This window comes from Brevundimonas aurifodinae (assembly GCF_040195595.1).
Lineage (GTDB): Bacteria > Pseudomonadota > Alphaproteobacteria > Caulobacterales > Caulobacteraceae > Brevundimonas > Brevundimonas aurifodinae.
The window spans coordinates 19,840-38,046 of the sequence record NZ_JBEGDD010000003.1; the positions used below are offsets into that span (position 1 = coordinate 19,840).

The 18,207-nt window shown below is 66.6% G+C and carries 23 protein-coding genes; 6 read left to right on the forward strand and 17 right to left on the reverse strand.

Features of this window, described 5'->3' with window-relative positions:
- The first annotated feature begins 42 nt into the window (after positions 1-42).
- A complete protein-coding gene (locus ABN401_RS04250) occupies positions 43-225 on the forward strand; it encodes a DUF3606 domain-containing protein (RefSeq protein WP_209320711.1) in 183 nt (60 codons plus the stop codon).
- Between the two features lie 3 nt (positions 226-228).
- Here ABN401_RS04250 and lpdA read toward each other — a convergent pair whose 3' ends face one another.
- The 11 genes from lpdA to rpmF form a co-directional block, all read right to left on the reverse strand.
- Positions 229-1,635 carry a dihydrolipoyl dehydrogenase gene (lpdA, locus tag ABN401_RS04255; protein ID WP_349683588.1) on the reverse strand — a complete coding sequence of 469 codons (1,407 nt, stop codon included), beginning with the start codon at positions 1,633-1,635 and terminating at the stop codon, positions 229-231.
- A gap of 100 nt (positions 1,636-1,735) precedes the next feature.
- Positions 1,736-2,689: a DUF3667 domain-containing protein gene (locus ABN401_RS04260; protein WP_349683589.1), complete on the reverse strand. Its 954-nt coding sequence runs from the start codon at positions 2,687-2,689 to the stop codon at positions 1,736-1,738.
- A gap of 35 nt (positions 2,690-2,724) precedes the next feature.
- Positions 2,725-3,204 (reverse strand): glutathione peroxidase, encoded by a 480-nt coding sequence (locus ABN401_RS04265; RefSeq protein WP_349683590.1) that lies wholly within the window; start codon positions 3,202-3,204, stop codon positions 2,725-2,727.
- A 9-nt stretch (positions 3,205-3,213) separates the two neighbouring features.
- Positions 3,214-4,515, reverse strand: coding sequence for a pyruvate dehydrogenase complex dihydrolipoamide acetyltransferase (locus ABN401_RS04270; protein ID WP_349683591.1), 1,302 nt, complete (start codon positions 4,513-4,515; stop codon positions 3,214-3,216).
- A complete protein-coding gene (locus tag ABN401_RS04275; protein WP_349683592.1) occupies positions 4,512-4,811 on the reverse strand; it encodes a DUF5076 domain-containing protein in 300 nt (99 codons plus the stop codon). The genes ABN401_RS04270 and ABN401_RS04275 overlap by 4 nt, the downstream gene beginning before the upstream one ends.
- Positions 4,808-6,184, reverse strand: a complete 1,377-nt coding sequence (locus ABN401_RS04280; RefSeq protein WP_349683593.1) for a pyruvate dehydrogenase complex E1 component subunit beta — start codon at positions 6,182-6,184, stop codon at positions 4,808-4,810. The genes ABN401_RS04275 and ABN401_RS04280 overlap by 4 nt, the downstream gene beginning before the upstream one ends.
- On the reverse strand, positions 6,181-7,230 hold the full coding sequence (gene pdhA, locus ABN401_RS04285; RefSeq protein ID WP_349683594.1) for a pyruvate dehydrogenase (acetyl-transferring) E1 component subunit alpha: 1,050 nt from the start codon (positions 7,228-7,230) through the stop codon (positions 6,181-6,183). The genes ABN401_RS04280 and pdhA overlap by 4 nt, the downstream gene beginning before the upstream one ends.
- A 126-nt stretch (positions 7,231-7,356) precedes the next feature.
- Complete coding sequence (locus ABN401_RS04290; protein WP_432763522.1) at positions 7,357-7,674, reverse strand: FtsB family cell division protein; 318 nt, start codon at positions 7,672-7,674, stop codon at positions 7,357-7,359.
- An 89-nt stretch (positions 7,675-7,763) separates the two neighbouring features.
- Positions 7,764-9,041, reverse strand: a complete 1,278-nt coding sequence (eno, locus tag ABN401_RS04295) for a phosphopyruvate hydratase (protein WP_349683596.1) — start codon at positions 9,039-9,041, stop codon at positions 7,764-7,766.
- Positions 9,042-9,127: 86 nt separating this feature from the next.
- Positions 9,128-9,694 (reverse strand): hypothetical protein, encoded by a 567-nt coding sequence (locus ABN401_RS04300; RefSeq protein ID WP_349683597.1) that lies wholly within the window; start codon positions 9,692-9,694, stop codon positions 9,128-9,130.
- Positions 9,695-9,814: 120 nt separating this feature from the next.
- On the reverse strand, positions 9,815-9,997 hold the full coding sequence (gene rpmF / locus ABN401_RS04305; RefSeq protein ID WP_029416334.1) for a 50S ribosomal protein L32: 183 nt from the start codon (positions 9,995-9,997) through the stop codon (positions 9,815-9,817).
- 109 nt (positions 9,998-10,106) lie between these two features.
- Between rpmF and ABN401_RS04310 the strand changes: the two genes are divergently transcribed.
- The 3 genes from ABN401_RS04310 to ABN401_RS04320 all read left to right on the forward strand — a co-directional run bounded on the left by ABN401_RS04310 (position 10,107) and on the right by ABN401_RS04320 (position 11,724).
- Complete coding sequence (locus tag ABN401_RS04310; RefSeq protein WP_349683598.1) at positions 10,107-10,517, forward strand: hypothetical protein; 411 nt, start codon at positions 10,107-10,109, stop codon at positions 10,515-10,517.
- Between the two features lie 78 nt (positions 10,518-10,595).
- Entirely contained in the window at positions 10,596-10,994 is a 399-nt protein-coding gene (locus tag ABN401_RS04315; protein WP_349683599.1) for a thioredoxin family protein, read from the forward strand.
- Positions 10,995-10,998: 4 nt separating this feature from the next.
- Positions 10,999-11,724 (forward strand): cytochrome c biogenesis CcdA family protein, encoded by a 726-nt coding sequence (locus ABN401_RS04320; RefSeq protein WP_349683600.1) that lies wholly within the window; start codon positions 10,999-11,001, stop codon positions 11,722-11,724.
- On the opposite strand, the gene ABN401_RS04325 is transcribed toward ABN401_RS04320, so the two are convergent.
- Genes ABN401_RS04325 through lipA form a run of 5 tightly spaced genes read right to left on the reverse strand, consistent with a single transcriptional unit; the run spans position 11,708 to position 15,292 of the window.
- Positions 11,708-12,235: a GNAT family N-acetyltransferase gene (locus tag ABN401_RS04325; RefSeq protein WP_349683601.1), complete on the reverse strand. Its 528-nt coding sequence runs from the start codon at positions 12,233-12,235 to the stop codon at positions 11,708-11,710. The two genes, ABN401_RS04320 and ABN401_RS04325, sit on opposite strands and share 17 nt — an antisense overlap.
- Positions 12,232-12,762: a GNAT family N-acetyltransferase gene (locus tag ABN401_RS04330; protein ID WP_349683602.1), complete on the reverse strand. Its 531-nt coding sequence runs from the start codon at positions 12,760-12,762 to the stop codon at positions 12,232-12,234. Before ABN401_RS04330 ends, ABN401_RS04325 begins: the two co-directional genes overlap by 4 nt.
- Positions 12,755-13,870 (reverse strand): NAD(P)/FAD-dependent oxidoreductase, encoded by a 1,116-nt coding sequence (locus ABN401_RS04335; protein ID WP_349683603.1) that lies wholly within the window; start codon positions 13,868-13,870, stop codon positions 12,755-12,757. Before ABN401_RS04335 ends, ABN401_RS04330 begins: the two co-directional genes overlap by 8 nt.
- Positions 13,867-14,322 carry a type II toxin-antitoxin system RatA family toxin gene (locus tag ABN401_RS04340; RefSeq protein WP_349683604.1) on the reverse strand — a complete coding sequence of 152 codons (456 nt, stop codon included), beginning with the start codon at positions 14,320-14,322 and terminating at the stop codon, positions 13,867-13,869. The genes ABN401_RS04335 and ABN401_RS04340 overlap by 4 nt, the downstream gene beginning before the upstream one ends.
- A gap of 7 nt (positions 14,323-14,329) precedes the next feature.
- The gene (lipA, locus tag ABN401_RS04345) at positions 14,330-15,292 is read right to left on the reverse strand and encodes a lipoyl synthase (protein WP_349683605.1); all 963 of its coding nucleotides are present in this window, start codon (positions 15,290-15,292) and stop codon (positions 14,330-14,332) included.
- A gap of 190 nt (positions 15,293-15,482) precedes the next feature.
- Between lipA and ABN401_RS04350 the strand changes: the two genes are divergently transcribed.
- Both ABN401_RS04350 and ABN401_RS04355 read left to right on the forward strand, forming a co-directional pair.
- Entirely contained in the window at positions 15,483-17,039 is a 1,557-nt protein-coding gene (locus ABN401_RS04350; RefSeq protein WP_349683606.1) for an AMP-binding protein, read from the forward strand.
- 62 nt (positions 17,040-17,101) lie between these two features.
- A complete protein-coding gene (locus ABN401_RS04355; protein WP_349683607.1) occupies positions 17,102-17,497 on the forward strand; it encodes a DoxX family protein in 396 nt (131 codons plus the stop codon).
- A gap of 37 nt (positions 17,498-17,534) precedes the next feature.
- Here ABN401_RS04355 and wrbA read toward each other — a convergent pair whose 3' ends face one another.
- Complete coding sequence (gene wrbA / locus ABN401_RS04360) at positions 17,535-18,137, reverse strand: NAD(P)H:quinone oxidoreductase (protein ID WP_349683608.1); 603 nt, start codon at positions 18,135-18,137, stop codon at positions 17,535-17,537.
- Positions 18,138-18,207: the final 70 nt, after the last annotated feature.

Here is an 18,207-nt window from a genome sequence, read left to right on the forward strand (position 1 = left end):
ATTTCGCATAATATATCTTAGGCGATAAACGGAGACACCCTCATGGCCGGCCTCAAGGACAAGCGCGGCTTCATCGACAAGGACCGCCTCGACCTCTCCGAGCGTCAGGCGGTCGAGTACTGGATGAAGCGCTGGGGCGTCACGCGCGAGCAGATCACCGCCGCCCACAGGAAGGCCGGCCGCATGGTCAAGGACATCGCCGCCGAGCTCGGCAAGAAGCGCTGACCCCTACAGGTGGATCATCCGACCATAGGCGTCGAGCGCCGCCTCGTGCATGGCCTCTGACATGGTCGGGTGCGGATAGACGATGCCGTGCATTTCCTCCTCCGTCGCCTCCATGGTGATGGCGGTGACGTAGCCCTGGATCATCTCGGTGACCTCGTGCCCGATCATGTGGGCACCGAGCAGGGCCCCGGTCTTCGCATCGAAGATGGTCTTGACGAAGCCGTCCGTGTCGCCCGAGGCGATGGCCTTGCCGTTCACCTTGAAGGGGAAGCGCCCGACCTTGACCTCGCGGCCGGCGTCCTTGGCCGCCTGCTCGGTCAGGCCGACCGAGGCGATCTGCGGCTGGGAATAGGTGCAGCCGGCGATCGGGCTGTTCAGGTGCGGCGTCTTGAATCCGGCGATGTGCTCGGCGGCGTGAATGCCTTCGTGGCTCGCCTTGTGCGCCAGCCAGGGCGCGCCGGCGCAGTCGCCGATGGCGTAGAGCCCCTTCACATTGGTCTGGCAGTGGCCGTCGATCTTGATGTGGCCGCGGTCCATCTCAACGCCGAGCGCCTCAAGCCCGATGCCGTCGGTGTTGGCGGTGATGCCGACGGCCGAGATGCAGACCTCGGCGTCCAGCGTCTCGGTCTTGCCGTCGGCCTCGATCGAGACCTGGACACCCTTGCCGCTCTTGGCCAGCTTGGTGACCTTGGCCCCGACGCGGAAATTGAAACCCCGTTTCTCGAAGGATTTCCGGGCGGCGGTCGAGACCTCTTCATCCTCTACCGGAAGAATGCGAGGCAGGGCTTCGACGACCGTCACCTCGACGCCGAGCGCGCGATAGAAGCTGCCGAACTCGATGCCGATGGCGCCCGAGCCGATCACGACGATGGATTTGGGCAGGAATTTCGGAGCCATGGCCTCGCGATAGGCCCAGATGCGGTCGCCGTCGGCTTCCAGTCCGATCTGCGGCAGGGCCCGGGCCCGTGCGCCGACCGCCAGCATCACAGCCTTGGCCTCCACCGTGCGCGAGCCGCCGGCCTTGAGCGCCACAACGACCTTCGGAGCGCCCTGCCCCTTCTGAAGCGACGCCGTGCCCTCGATGACCTCGATCTTGTTCTTCTTCATCAGGAAGCCGACGCCGGCGTTCAGCTGTTTGGCCACGCCGCGCGACCGGGCGATGATGGCGTCGAAGTCGAAGCCGATCTTTTCCGCCGACAGGCCATAGTCCTTCAGATGGCTGAGGCTCTCGTACTTCTCGCCGGACTTCAGCAGGGCCTTTGTGGGGATGCAGCCCCAGTTCAGGCAGATGCCGCCCAGCAGCTCGCGCTCGACGATGGCGACCTTCTGGCCCAGCTGGCTGGCGCGGATGGCGGCGACATAGCCGCCGGGGCCCGAGCCGATGACGATGAGGTCGAAGGAATCGGCCATTCAGGGCCTCCGTTGCGCAGTCCGTGCGGGGCTTCTAGCCGCCCCATCCCTTGTCGCAAAGTCCGGGGGCGCATTCGGTAACCAGCCGTGACCGCCGCCGTCAGGCCTGCATCCAGACCCAGAACGCCTGCCAGTCCATGACGGTCGCATAGACGGCGAAGGCGGTGGGCAGCAGGACGAGGCAGACATAGAAGACCATATGGGCCAGCCCCCGCCACAGGGCGCTCCACCAGGCCATGTCGTAGTAGCGGGACGCGGCCAGGGTGAAATAGACCAGGTAGGGAACGGCCAGCAGCCCGCCGTTCAGGTTCGCGCCGCGCGCGTTCAGCGCGGCCATGCCCATGGCCAGCAGGAAGGCGACCGCGTGCGCCCACATGGCGAAGATCAGATGTTCGACGAACAGCCGACGGCGGCCGAACAGAGGGATCAGACCCAGGGCGTACAGAGGCATCAGCAGCCACAGGACATTCGGCAGCCAGGCGGACAGTCGCTCCGTCATTCGGAGCTCCTCCTCGTTCGAGACCAGCTCGTAGCGCATGGCCTCGCGCTCCTCGGCGTCCTGCAAGACCGCGGCGGCGGCGCTCAGGGCGGCGGTGACCTCGGGATCGATCGCGACGTCGACGTGCGGCTGAAGCCAGCGATCCCGCTCGGTGGCTCCCTCGATATGAACCTCATAGGCCTCGCGGTCATAGGTCGCGCGGAGGGGTTGGCCCGGGGCGTCCACCTTCCAGGTGTACTGATAGAGGGTCGTCCCGGTCAGGTTCATGGTCGCCAGGAACAGGGCGGTGACGGCCACGAAGAGCTTCAGAGGCGTGACGTAGAGCGAGCTGGCCCCGCGTCGATACGCGTCAAGCAGCCGGGCGGGCCGGACGGCCAGAGCGGCGACGGTGCGGGCAATGGGGCCATCGACCAGGCTGACCTCGGAGATGGCTTCATCGACCAGTTCGCGGATCGGACGCGGCCGAATCCGCGTGTCCTGACCACAGCCGTGGCAGTAGCGCCCCATCAGGGGCAGGTCGCAGGCGGGACAGTCGCCGAACCGCTCGATAGTCACGCGCCCTCCCCCGGACCCGCTTCAGACCCGGAGCATCAGAACAGCCGTTCGATCACGGGTTCAAGCGTAGCCGGTTCGACCTGGGGCGCATGACGCGACACGACCCGTCCATCGCGGTCCGTCAGGAATTTGGTGAAGTTCCACTTGATGTCGCGGCTGCCGAGGAAACCGCGTTTCTGCTCGGTCAGCCAGGCATACAGGGGGTGGCGGTTCGGTCCGTTGACCTCGATCTTGTCGAACAAGGGGAACTTCACACCATAGGTCGAGGCGCAGAAGGCCGCGATCTCGGCCGCCCGGCCCGGCTCCTGTTGGCCAAACTGATTGCAAGGAAAACCTAGAATCTGAAACGGCTTGTCGGCAAACTTCTCGTGTAGCGCCTCAAGCCCGACGTATTGACCGGTGTAGCCGCAGCGCGAGGCGGTGTTGACGATCAGCAGGGCCTGGCCGCGAAACCGCTCCAGCGGGATCGAGGTCCCGTCGATGCCCGTCGCGGTGAAGTCGAAGACCGTCGTCACCGACCTGCCTCAGGCCAGCATGGTGACGGGATCTTCGATCAGGGGCCTGAAGGCCTGCAGGAAGCGCGCGCCGGTCGCGCCGTCCACCACACGGTGATCGCAGGTCAGGGTCACGGTCATGACCGTGGCGATGGCCAGCTGCCCATTCTTGACCACAGGCCGCTGCTCCCCCGCGCCGACGCTCATGATCGCGCCCTGGGGCTCGTTGAGGATCGAGGCGAAGCTCTTTATGCCGAACATGCCCAGGTTCGAGACGCTGAAGGTGCCGCCCTGGAATTCCTCGGGCTTCAGCTTCTTGTCGCGGGCGCGCTTGGCCAGATCCTTGGCCTCGGTGGCGATCTGCGACAGGGATTTCAGCTCGGCCTTGCGGATGATCGGGGTGATCAGGCCGCCCTCGATGGCCACCGCCATGGCCACGTCGGCATGGTGATGCATCGCCAGGCCTTCGGGTGAATAGCTGGCGTTGGCTTCGGGCACGGCCTTCAGCGCCAGGGCCGCGGCCTTGATGACGAAGTCGTTGACCGAGACCTTGATGCCCTGCGGCTCCAGCATGGCGTTGACCTTCGCCCGCACCGCCATCAGGCCGTCGATCTCGCAGTCGATGGTCAGGGGGAAGTGCGGCACGTCGCGGAAGCTGTCGGTCATGCGCCGCGCGATGGCCTTGCGCATGCCGTCCAGCGGGACGAGGTCGTAGCTGCCGTCGGGGATGCCCATCTGCGCCAGGGACTGGACCTTGCGCGGCTCGGCCGTGGCGGACGTGGGTGTTGCTGAAGCCGTCGAACTCGTCGCTCCGCCCTTGCCGGCGGCCTCGACATCGGCCCGGACGATGCGACCGCGCGGGCCGCTGCCCTTCAACGACTTGAGGTCCAGCCCGGCTTCCTTGGCCAGACGGCGGGCCAAGGGCGAAGCGAAGACACGCTCGCTCTGCGCTCCCCCCCTTGGGGGGAGAGGCTGCGAAGCAGCCGAGGGGGGCGCGTCCGGAACAGTCGCGATCGGAGCCTGCGGTGACTTGCCCGCCTCTGGCGGCTCCGCCGCCTGTCTCCGCCCAGGGGGCGGAGAGTTGGTTGCGCCCGCTTCGTCGGCCAGACGCGCGATCGGCGTGTTGACCTTCACATTCTCGGAGCCCTCGGCGACGAGGATATCCGTGATCTCGCCCTCGTCGACGGCTTCGACCTCCATGGTCGCCTTGTCGGTCTCGATCTCGGCGATGACGTCGCCCGCCTTGACCGTGTCGCCGACCTTGACGTGCCATTTGGCCAGGACGCCCTCTTCCATCGTGGGCGACAGGGCGGGCATCAGGATGTCTGTCATTGCGGGCTCGCGGGCTTGCTCCCGGCGGCCTTGGCCAGGCCCTCGTTCAGGCCGGCGAGCACCAGCTTGTAGGTCTCGGCCTCGTCCAGCCCCTTGGCCTGGTTATAGACGTGGGCGACGTTGCGGGCGGCGATGGCCAGCATGTGGCCATAGGCCTTGGGATCGTCGAAGGCGGGCTTGATGGCCATGACCGGCTCGTCATTGGACCACCACAGCCGGACCAGTTCGATGGCCCGATCGTCCGCAGTGACGCTGTCGGGCACCTGGATCGCGGTTCTATTCGGAGATTCGGTCATGCGAGCACCGCCTTCACAGCCTTGATGATCTTGTCCGTTCCCGGCAGGGACAGGACTTCCAGATTGGCCGCATAAGGCAGCGGCACGTCTTCCTGATGCACGCGCAGAGGCGGCGCGTCGAGATAGTCGAAGGCGTGTTCGATCACGCGGGCCACGACCTCGGCGCCTATGCCCATCGGCCCCCAGCCTTCCTCGGCCGAGACCAGGCGGCTGGTCTTCTTGACGCTCTCGACAATGGTCTCGTGATCCAGCGGGCGCAGCGTCCGCAGGTCGACGACCTCGCAGGAAATACCCTCGGCCTCCAGCTGGTCTGCGGCCTGAAGCGCGAAGCCGACCATGCGGCTGTGGGCCGTGATGGTGACGTCGGTGCCCTCGCGGCGGACCTTGGCCTTGCCGATCGGCACGACATGGTCGCCTTCGGGCACGTCGAACTCCAGGCCGTACATCATCTCGTGCTCGAGGAAGACGACCGGGTTCGGATCGCGGATCGCCGCCTTCAGCAGGCCCTTCGCGTCGGCCGCGTCATAGGGGGCGACGACCTTCAGGCCGGGTACGTTGGCGTACCAGCTGGAATAGTCCTGGCTGTGCTGGGCCGCCACGCGGCTGGCTGCGCCGTTGGGGCCGCGGAACACGATCGGCGCGCGTATCTGACCGCCGGACATATAGAGCGTCTTGGCGGCGGAGTTGATGATGTGGTCGATCGCCTGCATGGCGAAGTTGAAGGTCATGAACTCGACGATCGGTTTCAGACCCGCCATGGCCGCGCCGACGCCCAGGCCGGCGAATCCGTGCTCGGTGATAGGCGTGTCGACCACGCGGCGGTCGCCGAACTCCTGCAGCAGTTCGCGGCTGACCTTATAGGCGCCCTGATACTGGGCGACCTCCTCGCCGATCAGGAAGACGGCGTCGTCGCGGCGCATCTCCTCGGCCATGGCGTCGCGCAGGGCGTCGCGGATGGTGGTCTTGACCATCGCCGTGCCGGCGGGGATTTCGGGATCGCGCAAATCTCCCCCCCTTGGGGGGAGAGGCTGCGAAGCAGCCGAGGGGGGCGTGTTCGGCGCGGGCTCGGACTTGCCCTCCTCTGGCGGCTGCGCCGCCTGTCTCCCCCCAGGGGGGGGAGAGCTGGTCGCGCCATTTTCACCAGCGAGCCTGGCGATCACCGCGTTGACCTTCACGTTCTCGGAGCCTTCGGCAACGAGGATTTCAGCGATCTCGCCCTCGTCGACGGCCTCGACCTCCATGGTCGCCTTGTCGGTCTCGATCTCGGCGATCACGTCGCCCGCCTTGACGGTGTCGCCCGCCTTGACGTGCCATTTGGCCAGGGTGCCCTCTTCCATGGTGGGCGACAGCGCCGGCATGAGGATGTCGGTCACTGGACGGTCTCCACCGGGGCGCTCTCCACATAGACGTCGGTATAGAGCTCGCTCGGATCCGGCTCCGGGCTCTCCTGGGCGAACTGGACCGCCTCGGCCACGATCGCCTTGATCTCGTTGTCGATGGCCTTGATCTCGTCCTCGGTGGCCTTGGCTGCGTCCAGCAGGGCACGGATGTGCTCGATCGGGTCGCGGGTCTTCTTGACCTCGTCGACTTCTTCCTTGGTGCGGTATTTGGCCGGATCCGACATGGAGTGGCCGCGATAGCGATAGGTCTTCACCTCCAGGATGAAGGGGCCGGCGCCCTCGCGGGCGCGCTTGACAGCGCGCTCGACCGCATCCTTGACCGCCAGCACATCCATGCCGTCGACCGTCTCGCCGGGGATGCCGAAGCTGGCGCCGCGCTGGGACAGCTCGGTCGTGGACGATGAGCGTTCGATGCTCGTGCCCATGGCGTACTGGTTGTTCTCGATGATGTAGATGGCCGGCAGCTTCCACAGCTGGGCCATATTGAAGCTCTCGTAGACCTGACCCTGGTTGGCCGCGCCGTCGCCGAAATAGATGAAGGCGACCGAGTCATCGCCCCGGTATTTGCCGGCAAAGGCCAGGCCGGTCCCAAGCGCCACCTGGGCGCCGACGATGCCGTGTCCGCCGTAGAAGCCGGTCGGGACGTCGAACATGTGCATCGACCCGCCCTTGCCCTTGGACGAGCCCCCTGCCCGGCCGGTCAGCTCGGCCATGACTTCCTTGGGGTCCATGCCGGCGGCCAGCATATGGCCATGGTCGCGGTAGCCGGTGATGATCTTGTCGTGGCCCTGCTTCACGCTGGCCTGGACGCCGACGGCGACGGCCTCCTGGCCGATGTACAGATGGCAGAATCCGCCGATCAGACCCATGCCGTACAGTTGACCAGCGCGCTCCTCGAAGCGGCGGATCAGGACCATCTCGCGGTAGTAGGACAGAAGCTCGTCCTTGGTCGCGGTCGGTGTGTTGGGGAGTTTCCCCGACGGATTGGAACTCGAGGTCTTCTGGGCGGCTCTCGCCATCCGGCGTCTCCGGGCTGAGCCCCTGGCGAAACGCGCCCGCCTAAGGCTTCTTGTCGTTACGGAATGGGGCTGTAGCAGCCTTCGTTCCCGAAAGGCAAAGCACGCGGTCCGACCTGTAACAAGAGTTCAGTACCGCGCGGCGACGGGGACCGAAGTCGCGGGGGCGGAGACGCGCAGGACATAGTCGCGAGGGTCCGAAAAGCCGAGCACGGCACGAGCGCGCTCCTCCAGAAGGTCGCGCGACAGGCTGTCGGATTTCAGATAGCGCACGCGAACCTCGAGATCGGCCCGGCGCTCGGTCAGGGCCGCGAGCTCGACCTCGCGCTCGGCCAGCCGCAGGTCGCGCGCGCTGCCGGACAGCAGGCCCCGCTCGCCGGTCAGGGCCTGCACGCCGAGGTAGACGACCATCAGGAAGAGGAAGGCGGAAAGGCTGTACGGCTTCATTCGTTCGGGCACTTCGAACGCTCCTTCTGAGCGCGAACACGGTTTTCTATCCGTGACCGAAAATGCCTAAGGAAAGGTAGCTGCGGCCCCTATTTCAGCAGCATTCCGTCGCCGTAATAGCTGGCCTGATCGCCCAGCAACTCCTCGATGCGCAGCAGCTGGTTGTACTTGGCGGTGCGGTCCGAGCGGGCCAGCGAGCCGGTCTTGATTTGTCCGCAGTTGGTGGCGACGGCCAGGTCGGCGATCGTCGAATCTTCCGTCTCGCCCGAACGGTGGCTCATGACGGCGGTGTAGCCGGCGCGGTGCGCCATATCGACGGCGTCCAGGGTCTCGGACAGGGTGCCGATCTGATTGACCTTGACCAGAATGGAGTTGGCCAGGCCCTCGCCGATGCCGGCGGCCAGGCGCGCCGGATTGGTGACGAACAGGTCGTCGCCGACGATCTGGATGCGGTCGCCCAGGACCTCGGTCAGATGTTTCCAGCCCTCGAAATCGTCCTCCGAACAGCCGTCCTCGATCGAGACGATGGGGAAGCGTTCACACAGGTCCGCCAGGTAGGCGACCATGCCGTCGGCGCCGAAGGTCTTGCCCTCGCCGGTCATCTGATAGGCCCCGTCCTTGAAGAACTCGGTGGCCGCGACGTCCAGCGCCAGATGGAAGTCCTCGCCCGCCAGATAGCCCGCCGCCTGACCGGCCTTGGTGATGAAGGCCAGGGCCTCCTCGGCCGAAGCCAGATTGGGCGCGAAGCCGCCCTCGTCGCCGACGTTGGTATTGTGGCCGGCGTCCTTCAGCTGCTTTTTCAGAGCGTGGAAGATCTCGGCGCCCATGCGCAGGCCCTCGGCGAAGGTCTCCGCTCCGGTCGGCAGGATCATGAACTCCTGGATGTCGATCGGATTGTCGGCATGGGCCCCGCCGTTGATGATGTTCATCATCGGGGTCGGCAGCACGCGGGCCGAGATGCCGCCGACGTAGCGAAACAGCGGCAGACCCGACGAGATGGCGCTGGCCTTGGCCACCGCCAGCGACACGCCCAGGATGGCGTTGGCCCCCAGGCGGCCCTTGTTCTCGGTCCCATCCAGATTGATCAGGGCCTCATCGATGCGACGTTGATCCTCGGCGTCCATGCCTGACAGGGCGTCGAATATCTCTCCGTTGACGGCGTCGACGGCGTTCTGGACCCCTTTACCGCCCCACATGACCGGGTCGGCGTCGCGCAGTTCGACGGCCTCATGGGCACCGGTCGAGGCCCCCGAGGGCACGGCGGCGCGGCCGAAGCTGCCGTCATCGAGGACCACGTCCACCTCGACCGTGGGGTTGCCCCGGCTGTCCAGGATCTGGCGGGCGACGATGTCGGCGATGTCAGTCATTCTCGGGCCTTCACGAATGGAGGAGGATGGCGGGCGGGGTTTAGCCCGCCGCCCGCCAAACGCCAACCTTCAGGCGGCCGTCGCGATCAACCGCAGCCCTCGACCAGCTGGATAGTCGGACCGCCTGCCATCACCGTCGAGACCTTGCCGTCGCCGCCGACATTGTAGCGAATGCCTCGCGCCGTCAGGTCCTCGATGTAGGCACCAGAAGTATCGCCGTTCGCCCAAATCGTGATCTCCTCGGCGGGCGCGGGATCGTATTTGGCCGGGGCTACCGTCGCCGCATCGCCGTAAGCCGCCTTGACGGCTGCGCCGTCGTCAGCGGGACCGAAGCCGCGATCGGTCTTCAGCGTGGAGAAGCGATCCAGAATGACGTGACGGACCTCGCCGCCGTTCATGAAGGCCTTCACGCCGGCGGGCGCATCGGCGAACTCCACGATCTGGCAGGCCATGATGTCGGTGGGCTGAGCGCGCAGACCGCCCCAGACGGTCGCAAGTTGGGGAACCATCATGCCGATCCGCAAAGGCCCAAGGCCTTCGGGAGTCAAAACATTGGCCTCCGCTGTCGCCATCGCGGCCGGGGCCGCCGCATCGGTCCCGTCGGAACCCGCAGGCGCTTCGGCCTGCTGACAGCCGGCGAGCGCCAGAACCATGCAAGAACTCAGGGCAAGCATACGCATCTTCGGACCCTCCCTCGGTGAAGGGGCATGAACGCACGAAAACGGCGCGCGAGAAACCCGCGCGCCGTCTGATCGTCCCGATCGGGCTGACGCCTAGTCTTCCTTGGGCGTCAGGACCTGGCGGCCGCGATAGGTGCCGGTCTTCAAGTCGATGTGGTGCGAGCGGCGCAGTTCGCCCGTGTCCTTGTCCTCGGTGTAGGGATTGGTGCCGAGGGCGTCGTGGGCGCGACGCATGTTGCGACGCGAGGGCGATACTTTGCGCTTGGGAACGGCCATGTCCGTCTCGATCTCAGTGTGCGGCGGTGCCCGGGTTCCTTGCGGAACGGACAACGCGAAAAACGAAAAGCGGCGGCCCAAGGGATGAGCCGCCAGCGAGCGCGGGCTTATGCAGGATCATGGCGGTGATTTCAAGGCCCGTCGCATCGGACTTGCAGCTGACCAAACGCCGGTGTCTGATTGCCGCATGATCGATGCTGCGGATACGCACAATCTCCCCCGGAGCCGGCTGCTGCTGATCGGACTGATCGTCGGCAGCTTGGTAGCACTCTTGGCTATCCTGCCCGCATTCATCGTGTCGACGATGTCGGTGATGGTCGCGGCGTCGGGCACGAACCCGCTGATCTATACATTTATCCTGTTCTCGTTCGGACTGCCGATCGTGACCCTGCTGGGGCCGATCCTCGCCTGGATCGCCTTCGCCATGCGACGCGAGCGAACGAGCTGGGCCCTGCTGCTCTCGCCGATCCTCTGGGCCGGGATCACCTTCGGTCTCCTGGCGCTGGCACCGGGCGGATAGAGGCGGTCAACCGGCGCGTAACCAATCCGGCTGGTCGATCGAACAACCGGCATTCCTCATCTTGACCGGAACACCCCCATGCTTCGTCGCACCCTTCTCGCCTTGGCCGTCGCGGCCGGGACTCTCGTCGCCTCGGCCGGTGCCGCCCTGGCCCAGCACGTCCCCTTCACCACCGCCGCCTTCGAGGCCGCCCAAGCCGCGGGCCGTCCGATTCTGGTTGATGTCTATGCGCCCTGGTGCCCGACCTGCCGCGCGCAGGAGCCCGTGATCGAGCGTCTGACGGCCCAGCCCGCCTATGACGACCTGGTCGTCTTCCGGGTCGATTTCGACGGCCAGAAGGATGCGCTTCGTCGGTTCGGGGCCCAGCGCCAGAGCACGCTGATCGCGTTCCGGGGACGCGAAGAGACAGGCCGCAATGTCGGCGTGACCGCCTATTTCGAGATCGAACGCCTGTTGCAGACGACGGCGGCCCGCTGACCTCGTGGCGACCGATCTGAATCCTCTGCTGGCGTTCATCGCCGGCGTCCTGACCATTCTCAGTCCCTGTGTCCTGCCGCTCGTGCCGATCGTGCTGGGTGGTGCCCAGTCCGAGGGGCGCTGGGGGCCGGTGGCGCTCGGGCTGGGCCTAGCGGCCAGCTTCACCATCGTCGGCCTGTTCGTGGCCACGATCGGCTTCTCGATCGGTCTGGACGGCGACCTGTTCCGCAAGATCGGCGGGGGCATGCTGGTCGTCGTGGGCCTGTTCCTGCTGATCCCGGCCGCTCAGGCACGGCTGTCGGCGCTGGGGGGACCCCTGTCCACCTGGGCCGACGGAGGGATGCGTAAGCTGGACGGTCGGGGGCCATGGGGTCAACTGGGCCTGGGCGCACTGATGGGTCTGGTCTGGGCGCCGTGCGTCGGACCGACCTTGGGGGCAGCCTCGCTGCTGGCCGCCCAAGGGCAGGACCTGGGCCGGGTGGCCCTGACCATGCTGATCTTCGGCATCGGGGCGGCGACGCCGCTGGTGGCGATCGGGCTGATGTCGCGTCAGGCGCTGGCGAGGCTGCGAGGCCGAATGCTGGCCGCGGGATCGATCGGCAAATATCTGCTGGGCGGCTTCATGGTCCTGATCGGGGTGCTGATCCTGATCGGTGTGGAGAAGTCGATCGAGTCCTGGCTGGTTCAGGCGTCGCCGCTGTGGCTGACCCAACTCACGACGCGGTTCTGAGCCGGGCCTGCCAGGCGTCGCGGGTCAGGGCGAAATACAGGCTGTCCTTCCACTCGCCCCCGATGTTCCAGGTGCGCTCGGCTGATCCCGTTCGGGTGAAGCCGAGCCGCTCCAGCAGCCGAATAGACCCCGGGTTCTCCGGGTCGACGTCGGCGGTCGCGATGTCCGTCATCCGCTCGGCGAAGACGTGGTCGATCGCCGCCCCGACCGCCTCGCGGGCCAAGCCCTGCCCCCAAGCGTCGGGATGCAGGATATAGCCGACGTCCGGCAGCTTCCAGAACCCCGCCTTGCCGATCACCCGGCCCTGCCATTCGATCACGAAGTCGGGCGCACCGGCGACGCTTCCGGTCATCATCCCCTCGACCCAGGTCCGAGTCTCCTCGACCGAGGCGTGAGGCAAGGAGGACCACCAGCGCATGGCGACCGGGTTCGACAGAATGGCATGAAACGCCGCCACGTCGTCCAGCCGCGCGTGGCGCAGCACCAGTCGCTCGGTGTGGATCACGGTCATGGCAGCGGCTTTTCCATGATGACGAACGACAGGTCGTCGCGCCGGGGCAGGCCGAACCGTTGATCGCCATAGGGAAAGGGTGCAGTCTCGCCGGTCAGGGCATAGCCCAGCCGCTGATACCAGGCGACCAGGGTCTGGCGTTGCGGGAAGACCTGGATGCGCATGCGGCGGACGCCGTGCCGCTCGACCAGCACCCGCTCGGCCGCCTCGACCATGCGACGGCCCAACCCCGCGGATTGGAGGGCCGGCGCCACCGACAGCATGCCGAAGTAGCCGACCCCGTCACCAAGGTGCTGGTGCTTCACGCAGGCCAGGGCGTCGCCGTCCTTCCAGGCGACCAGAATTCCCTGGTCCTCGGCGGCGATGATCTCGGCCAGTTCCTCCGGATCGGTGCGCTGACCGTCCAGCAGGTCGGCCTCGGTCGTCCAGCCGACGCGCGAGGTCTCGCCACGATAGGCGCTCTCGATCAGGGCGTGCAGCGCCGGGATATCGGTCGGGACGGCGTCGCGGAGGTCAAGCTCAGTCATGGCCGAGCTTGTCGGCGACCGCCTCTCCGATGGCAAGCGAGCTGGTCAGACCGGGACTCTCGATGCCGAAAAGGGCGACCAGGCCCGGCACGCCGTGGACCTCGGGGCCGTCCAGCTGGAAGTCCGGCTGGGGCTCGCCCGGCCCATGCAGCTTGGGCCGGATGCCGGCGTAATCGGGCGTCAACGTGCCTTCTGGCAGAGCCGGCCAGAAGCGGCGGATGTAGCGGGCGAAGTCCTCGGCCTTGGCCGGGTCGACGGAATAGTCCTCGGTCTCGACATAGGTCAGGTCCGGTCCGAACACGGCCTGGCCGCCCAGGTCCTTTCGGTAGTGGGTGCCGAGCGCGCCCGGGATCGGGGGCGGATAGATCAGCCGTTCGAACGGGGCCTTGCCGCTCAAACGGAAATAGATGCCCTTGCCGAGGTGTCGGGTCGGAATCTGGTCGGCCGGAAATCCGTCGATCCGCGCCGCGACGTCCTGCGCCTGAAGCCCCGGCGCGGTGACCAGCAGGCGGGTGGTCAGGACCGCGCTCCCCTCCCCGCCCGCGGTGATCCGGAACCCACCGCCCGGCAGGGGCTCGGCGCGTTCGAACGGGGTGGCCACGACGACCGACCCGCCCGCGTCCTCGATCTCGCCTTGCAGGGCCAGCATGTAGTCGTGGCTGGCGAAGATGCCGCTCTCGGGCGACAGCAGGGCGGCGTGGGCGTTCAGACCCGGCTCCAACGCCCGCGCGTGGGCCCCGGTCAGATGCTCCAGCCCCTCGACGTCGTTGGCCGTGGCCTGCTGGAAGATGGCCTCGATCCGTTCGACCTCGGACGCCTCCGTCGCCACGACCAGCTTGCCGCATTTGCGGTAATCGACCTTGTGGCTTTCGAGAAAGGCGTAGAGCGCGCGCCGACCCTCGACGCACAGCCGCGCCTTCAGCGAGCCGGTCGGATAGTAGAGCCCAGCGTGAATAACTTCGGAGTTGCGGCTGGAGACGCCCTGGCCGATGTGGTCGCCACTTTCCAGCACCAGCACCGTCAGCCCCCGCTTCGCCATCGCCCGCCCGCAGGCCAGGCCCACGGCCCCGGCCCCCACGACGGTCGCGTCGAAGTCGAAGGCGGTCACGACGGCGGGCCGTAACGCCGTTTCGCCTCGGCCTCGAAACTGGCGATCAGCAGGGACACGGCGCGGTCGAAATTGGCCTGGAGCGCGGCGTTCAGCAGGGGCGACTTGAAGGCGAAGTCGATGACGAACTCCAGCCGGGTCCCCTCGGGCACCGCCTTGAAGTCCCAGCGGTTCTTCAGGTGCCGGAACGGGCCGCGCAACAGGCCGACCTCGACAGACGGCGCATTGGTGTCATGGCGGACCCAGGTCGAGAACCGCTCCTTCAGGAAAGAGAAGCCGACCGCGGCCTCGGCGTCCATCAGCAAGACGCCCGAGGCCTCCTCGCGGCGGTTCCACACGCGCATGGCGTTCACCCACTTCACGAAGCGCGGATAGGCCTCCACGTCCGCGACGAGCTCGGCGAGCTGGTGCGGCGCATAGGGCAGGATGCGGGTGACACGGTGAACGGCCAAGCGGAAATCAGCGTCCGGTGCTGGCCAGTCGCGCCGCCTTCAGTCGGGCGAAGTCGTCGCCGGCGTGGTGCGAGGACCGTGTCAGGGGCGAGGCCGAAACCATCAGGAACCCCTTGGCCCGGGCGATCGCCTCATAGGCCTTGAACTCTTCCGGCGTCACGAAGCGGTCGATGGCGGCGTGCTTGCGGGTAGGCTGGAGGTACTGGCCGATGGTGATGAAATCGACACCGGCCGAGCGCATGTCGTCCATCACCTGCATGACCTCTTCCTTGGTCTCGCCCAGGCCGACCATGATGCCGGACTTGGTGAACTGGTTGGGGTCGCGCTCCTTGACCATCTGCAGCAGACGCAGCGAGTGGAAGTAGCGGGCCCCGGGCCGGATCTTCAGATACAGGCGCGGCACGGTTTCCAGGTTGTGGTTGAAGACGTCGGGGGTGGCGTCGATCACGACCTCGGCCGCGCCGTCCTTGCGCAGGAAGTCGGGCGTCAGGATCTCGATCGTGGTGCGAGGGGCCTGACGACGAATCTCGCGCACGACCTCGGCGAAATGGGCCGCGCCTCCGTCGGCCACGTCATCGCGGTCGACCGATGTGATGACGACGTGGTTCAGACCCAGTTGCGCCACCGCCAGACCGACCTTGGCAGGCTCTTCCGGATCGAGCGGCTGGGGCAGGCCCGTCTTGACGTTGCAGAAGGCGCAGGCCCGGGTGCAGGTGTCGCCCATGATCATCAGGGTGGCGTGCTTCTGGCTCCAGCACTCCCCGATGTTGGGACAGGCGGCTTCCTCGCAGACGGTGACCAGTCCCTTGGAGCGGACGATCTCGCGCGTGGCGTTGTACTGACCCGAGCCCGGTGCCTTGACGCGCAGCCAGTCTGGCTTGCGCAGGACGGCTGTTTCTGGCCGGTTCTGCTTCTCCGGATGACGCAGTTCGGCCGGGGTTCGGGTCAGGGTATCGATGAGGGTGACCATCGAGGCGGGCCGGGCTCCGGAGACTGAAGCCGGTATGTCGTCCTTCCGTCTCCGGATGGCAAGTCACGGCCTGCTTCAGCGCCTTTCGGTTCACGCGACGTAACGCATCTTTTCATCGCGGCGAGGCTTAACTAGGTTGCCGCCCCTGACAGCGAGGGGGCGGTTCAATGCCTCCCGGAGGAGACGCGTATTGTTTCGGCCTGGTCTTGACCCTTCGGCGGGAGAAGAATCGCTCTTCGACGCCCTGATCGCGGCGCGCGCCAAGTTCGGCGACAAGGAGATCGTCGAGGATCAGGACAGGAAACCCCTGACCTATACCGGCCTGATCCGCGCCGCCTTCGTTCTGGGGCGCAAGATCGCGGCGATGACCCAGCCTGCTGAGCGCGTCGGGATCCTTCTGCCGTCGTCCATGGGCGTGGTGGTGACCTTCTTTGGCCTGCACGCCTTCGGGCGGGTGCCGGTGATGCTGAACTTCACCTCGGGCGAGCGGAACCTGAAAGCGGCGATCCAGGCGGCCGGGGTCAAGCGCATCCTGTGCGCCCGCCGCTTCGTCGAACAGGCCAAGATCGACGACCTGATCGCTGAACTGGCCCAGCACGCCGAGATCGTCTGGCTGGACGACATCCGCGCCACGATCGGCATCCAGGACAAGCTGTTCGGCCTGATGGCGGGGCTGATGCCCGGCCGCTTCCGGGTCAAGACCCGGCCCGACGATCCGGGCGTGGTGCTGTTCACATCCGGCAGCTTCGGCGCGCCCAAGGGGGTGCAGCTGAGCCAGAAGAATCTGGTGGCCAATGCGCGTCAGGTGGCGACCCACATTCCGCTCGACCCGAACTGGGTGATGTTCAATCCCCTGCCGACCTTCCATTGCTTCGGCCTGACCGGCGGGGTCGTCCTGCCGCTGCTGAACGGGCTGAAGGCGTTCCAGTATCCCTCGCCCCTGCACGGCAAGCAGATCGTCGCCCTGCTGGCCGAGGTGAACACCTCGATCCTGTTCGCCACCGACACCTTCCTGAACCAGTGGGCCCGGGTTGCGGCCCCCGACGACTTCCGCACGGTGCAGTTCGTCGTTGCCGGGGCCGAGCGCGTGCGCGACGAGACCCATCATCTGTTCAACACCAAGTTCGGCGGCGTGAAGCTGCTGGAGGGGTATGGCGCGACCGAGGCCGCGCCGGTCGTTGCGGTCAACCACCCGGACCGCAATCGCCCGGGGACCGTCGGTCAGCTGCTGCCCGGCATGGAAGCGCGGCTGGAGGCCGTCGACGGCATCGCCGAGGGCAAGCGCCTGTATCTGCGGGGACCCAACGTCATGCGGGGCTATATGTCCCCCGAGGATCCGACGAAGATCGAGCCGCTGGACGGCGGCTGGCACGACACCGGCGACATCGTCGACCTGGACCCCGAGGGCTACATTTCCATCCTCGGCCGGGTGAAGCGGTTCGCCAAGATCGGTGGCGAGATGGTCTCGCTGAGCGCCGTCGAGGGACTGGTCAGCGCGGTGTGGCCTGACGTCCGCCATGCCGTGATCTCGATCGCCGACGCCAGGAAGGGCGAGAAGCTGGTCCTGGTAACCGAGCGCGGCGACGCCGACGTCGGCCGCATCGCCGAATGGGCCCGAGAACACGGCGCACCGGAGCTGGCCGTGCCCAAGAAGATCGTCAAGGTGCGCGAATTGCCGGTGCTGGGCACAGGCAAGACCGACTACGTCGCCATCCAGACCCTGGTGGACGTGGCCGAGGCGGCCTGAGCCGTCGCGCTTGATCTGGAAGCGTCGTCGTCGCAGGCTCTCCGCTCAACAAGGGGGAAGTCATGTTCGAGTCCTTTGAGCGTCATCGTCCGCTGGCCTTGTCGGGTCTCCGGATCATCTCTGGCCTGATGTTTCTGCAACACGGAACCCAGAAGGTCTTCAGCTTTCCGGCACCGGCGCGAGGGCCATTCGAGCTGATGAGCCAGATCGGCATCGGCGGAGTGCTGGAGCTGGTCGGGGGCGCGCTGTTGGTCCTCGGCCTGTTCACCCGACCGGTCGCCTTCGTCATGTCTGGAATGATGGCCGTGGCCTATTTCCAGTTCCACGCCCTGTCCGGCGGCCTCTATCCGATGGTCAACGGCGGCGAGTTGGCGGCCTTGTATTGCTGGGTCTTCCTCTACCTCTTCTTCGCTGGCCCGGGGTCGGTGGCGGTGGACACGATGCTGAAAAACAAGTGAGCGATGGCGGCGGCGGAACCGCCGCCGCGCTCCGCTATCAGGCCTTCAGCTTCTTCGCCAGGCCGGCGATGTATTCGCCCTGGTGCCGCGCGCCGGCCAGTTCGTTGGCGCTCGGCTGGCGCGAGCCGTCGCCGCCGGTGATGGTCGTCGCGCCATAGGGTGAGCCGCCCGAGATCTCCTCCAGCGTCATCTGGCCCTGAAAGGCGTAAGGCAGGCCCGCGACCACCATGCCGTGGTGCAGCAGGGTCTGGATCAGACCGATCAGCGTCGTCTCATTGCCGCCGTGCTGGGTCGCTGACGAGGTGAAGGCACCGCCCACCTTGCCGACCAGCTTGCCCTGGAACCAGACGCCGCCGGTCTGGTCCCAGAAGTTCCGCATCTGTCCCGCAGCCGTGCCGAAGCGAGTGCCGGCCCCGACGATGATGGCGTCGTAATGTTCCAGGTCTTCAGGCTTGGCAATCGGGGCCTTCTGGTCGAGCTTGTAGTGCGACTGGATGGCCAGGTCCTCGGGCACGGTTTCCAGAACGCGCTTGATGTCGACCTCGATGCCTTCGACCGAACGCGCGCCCTCGGCGACGGCCTCGGCCATCTGTTCGATGTGGCCGTAGGTCGAATGATAGAGAACCAGCACCTTGGTCATGGAACGCTCCTGTGGGTTGGACGAGTCTGCAACAGCTGAAGTGTCAGATGTAGCGAGCAGGCGTGAACGC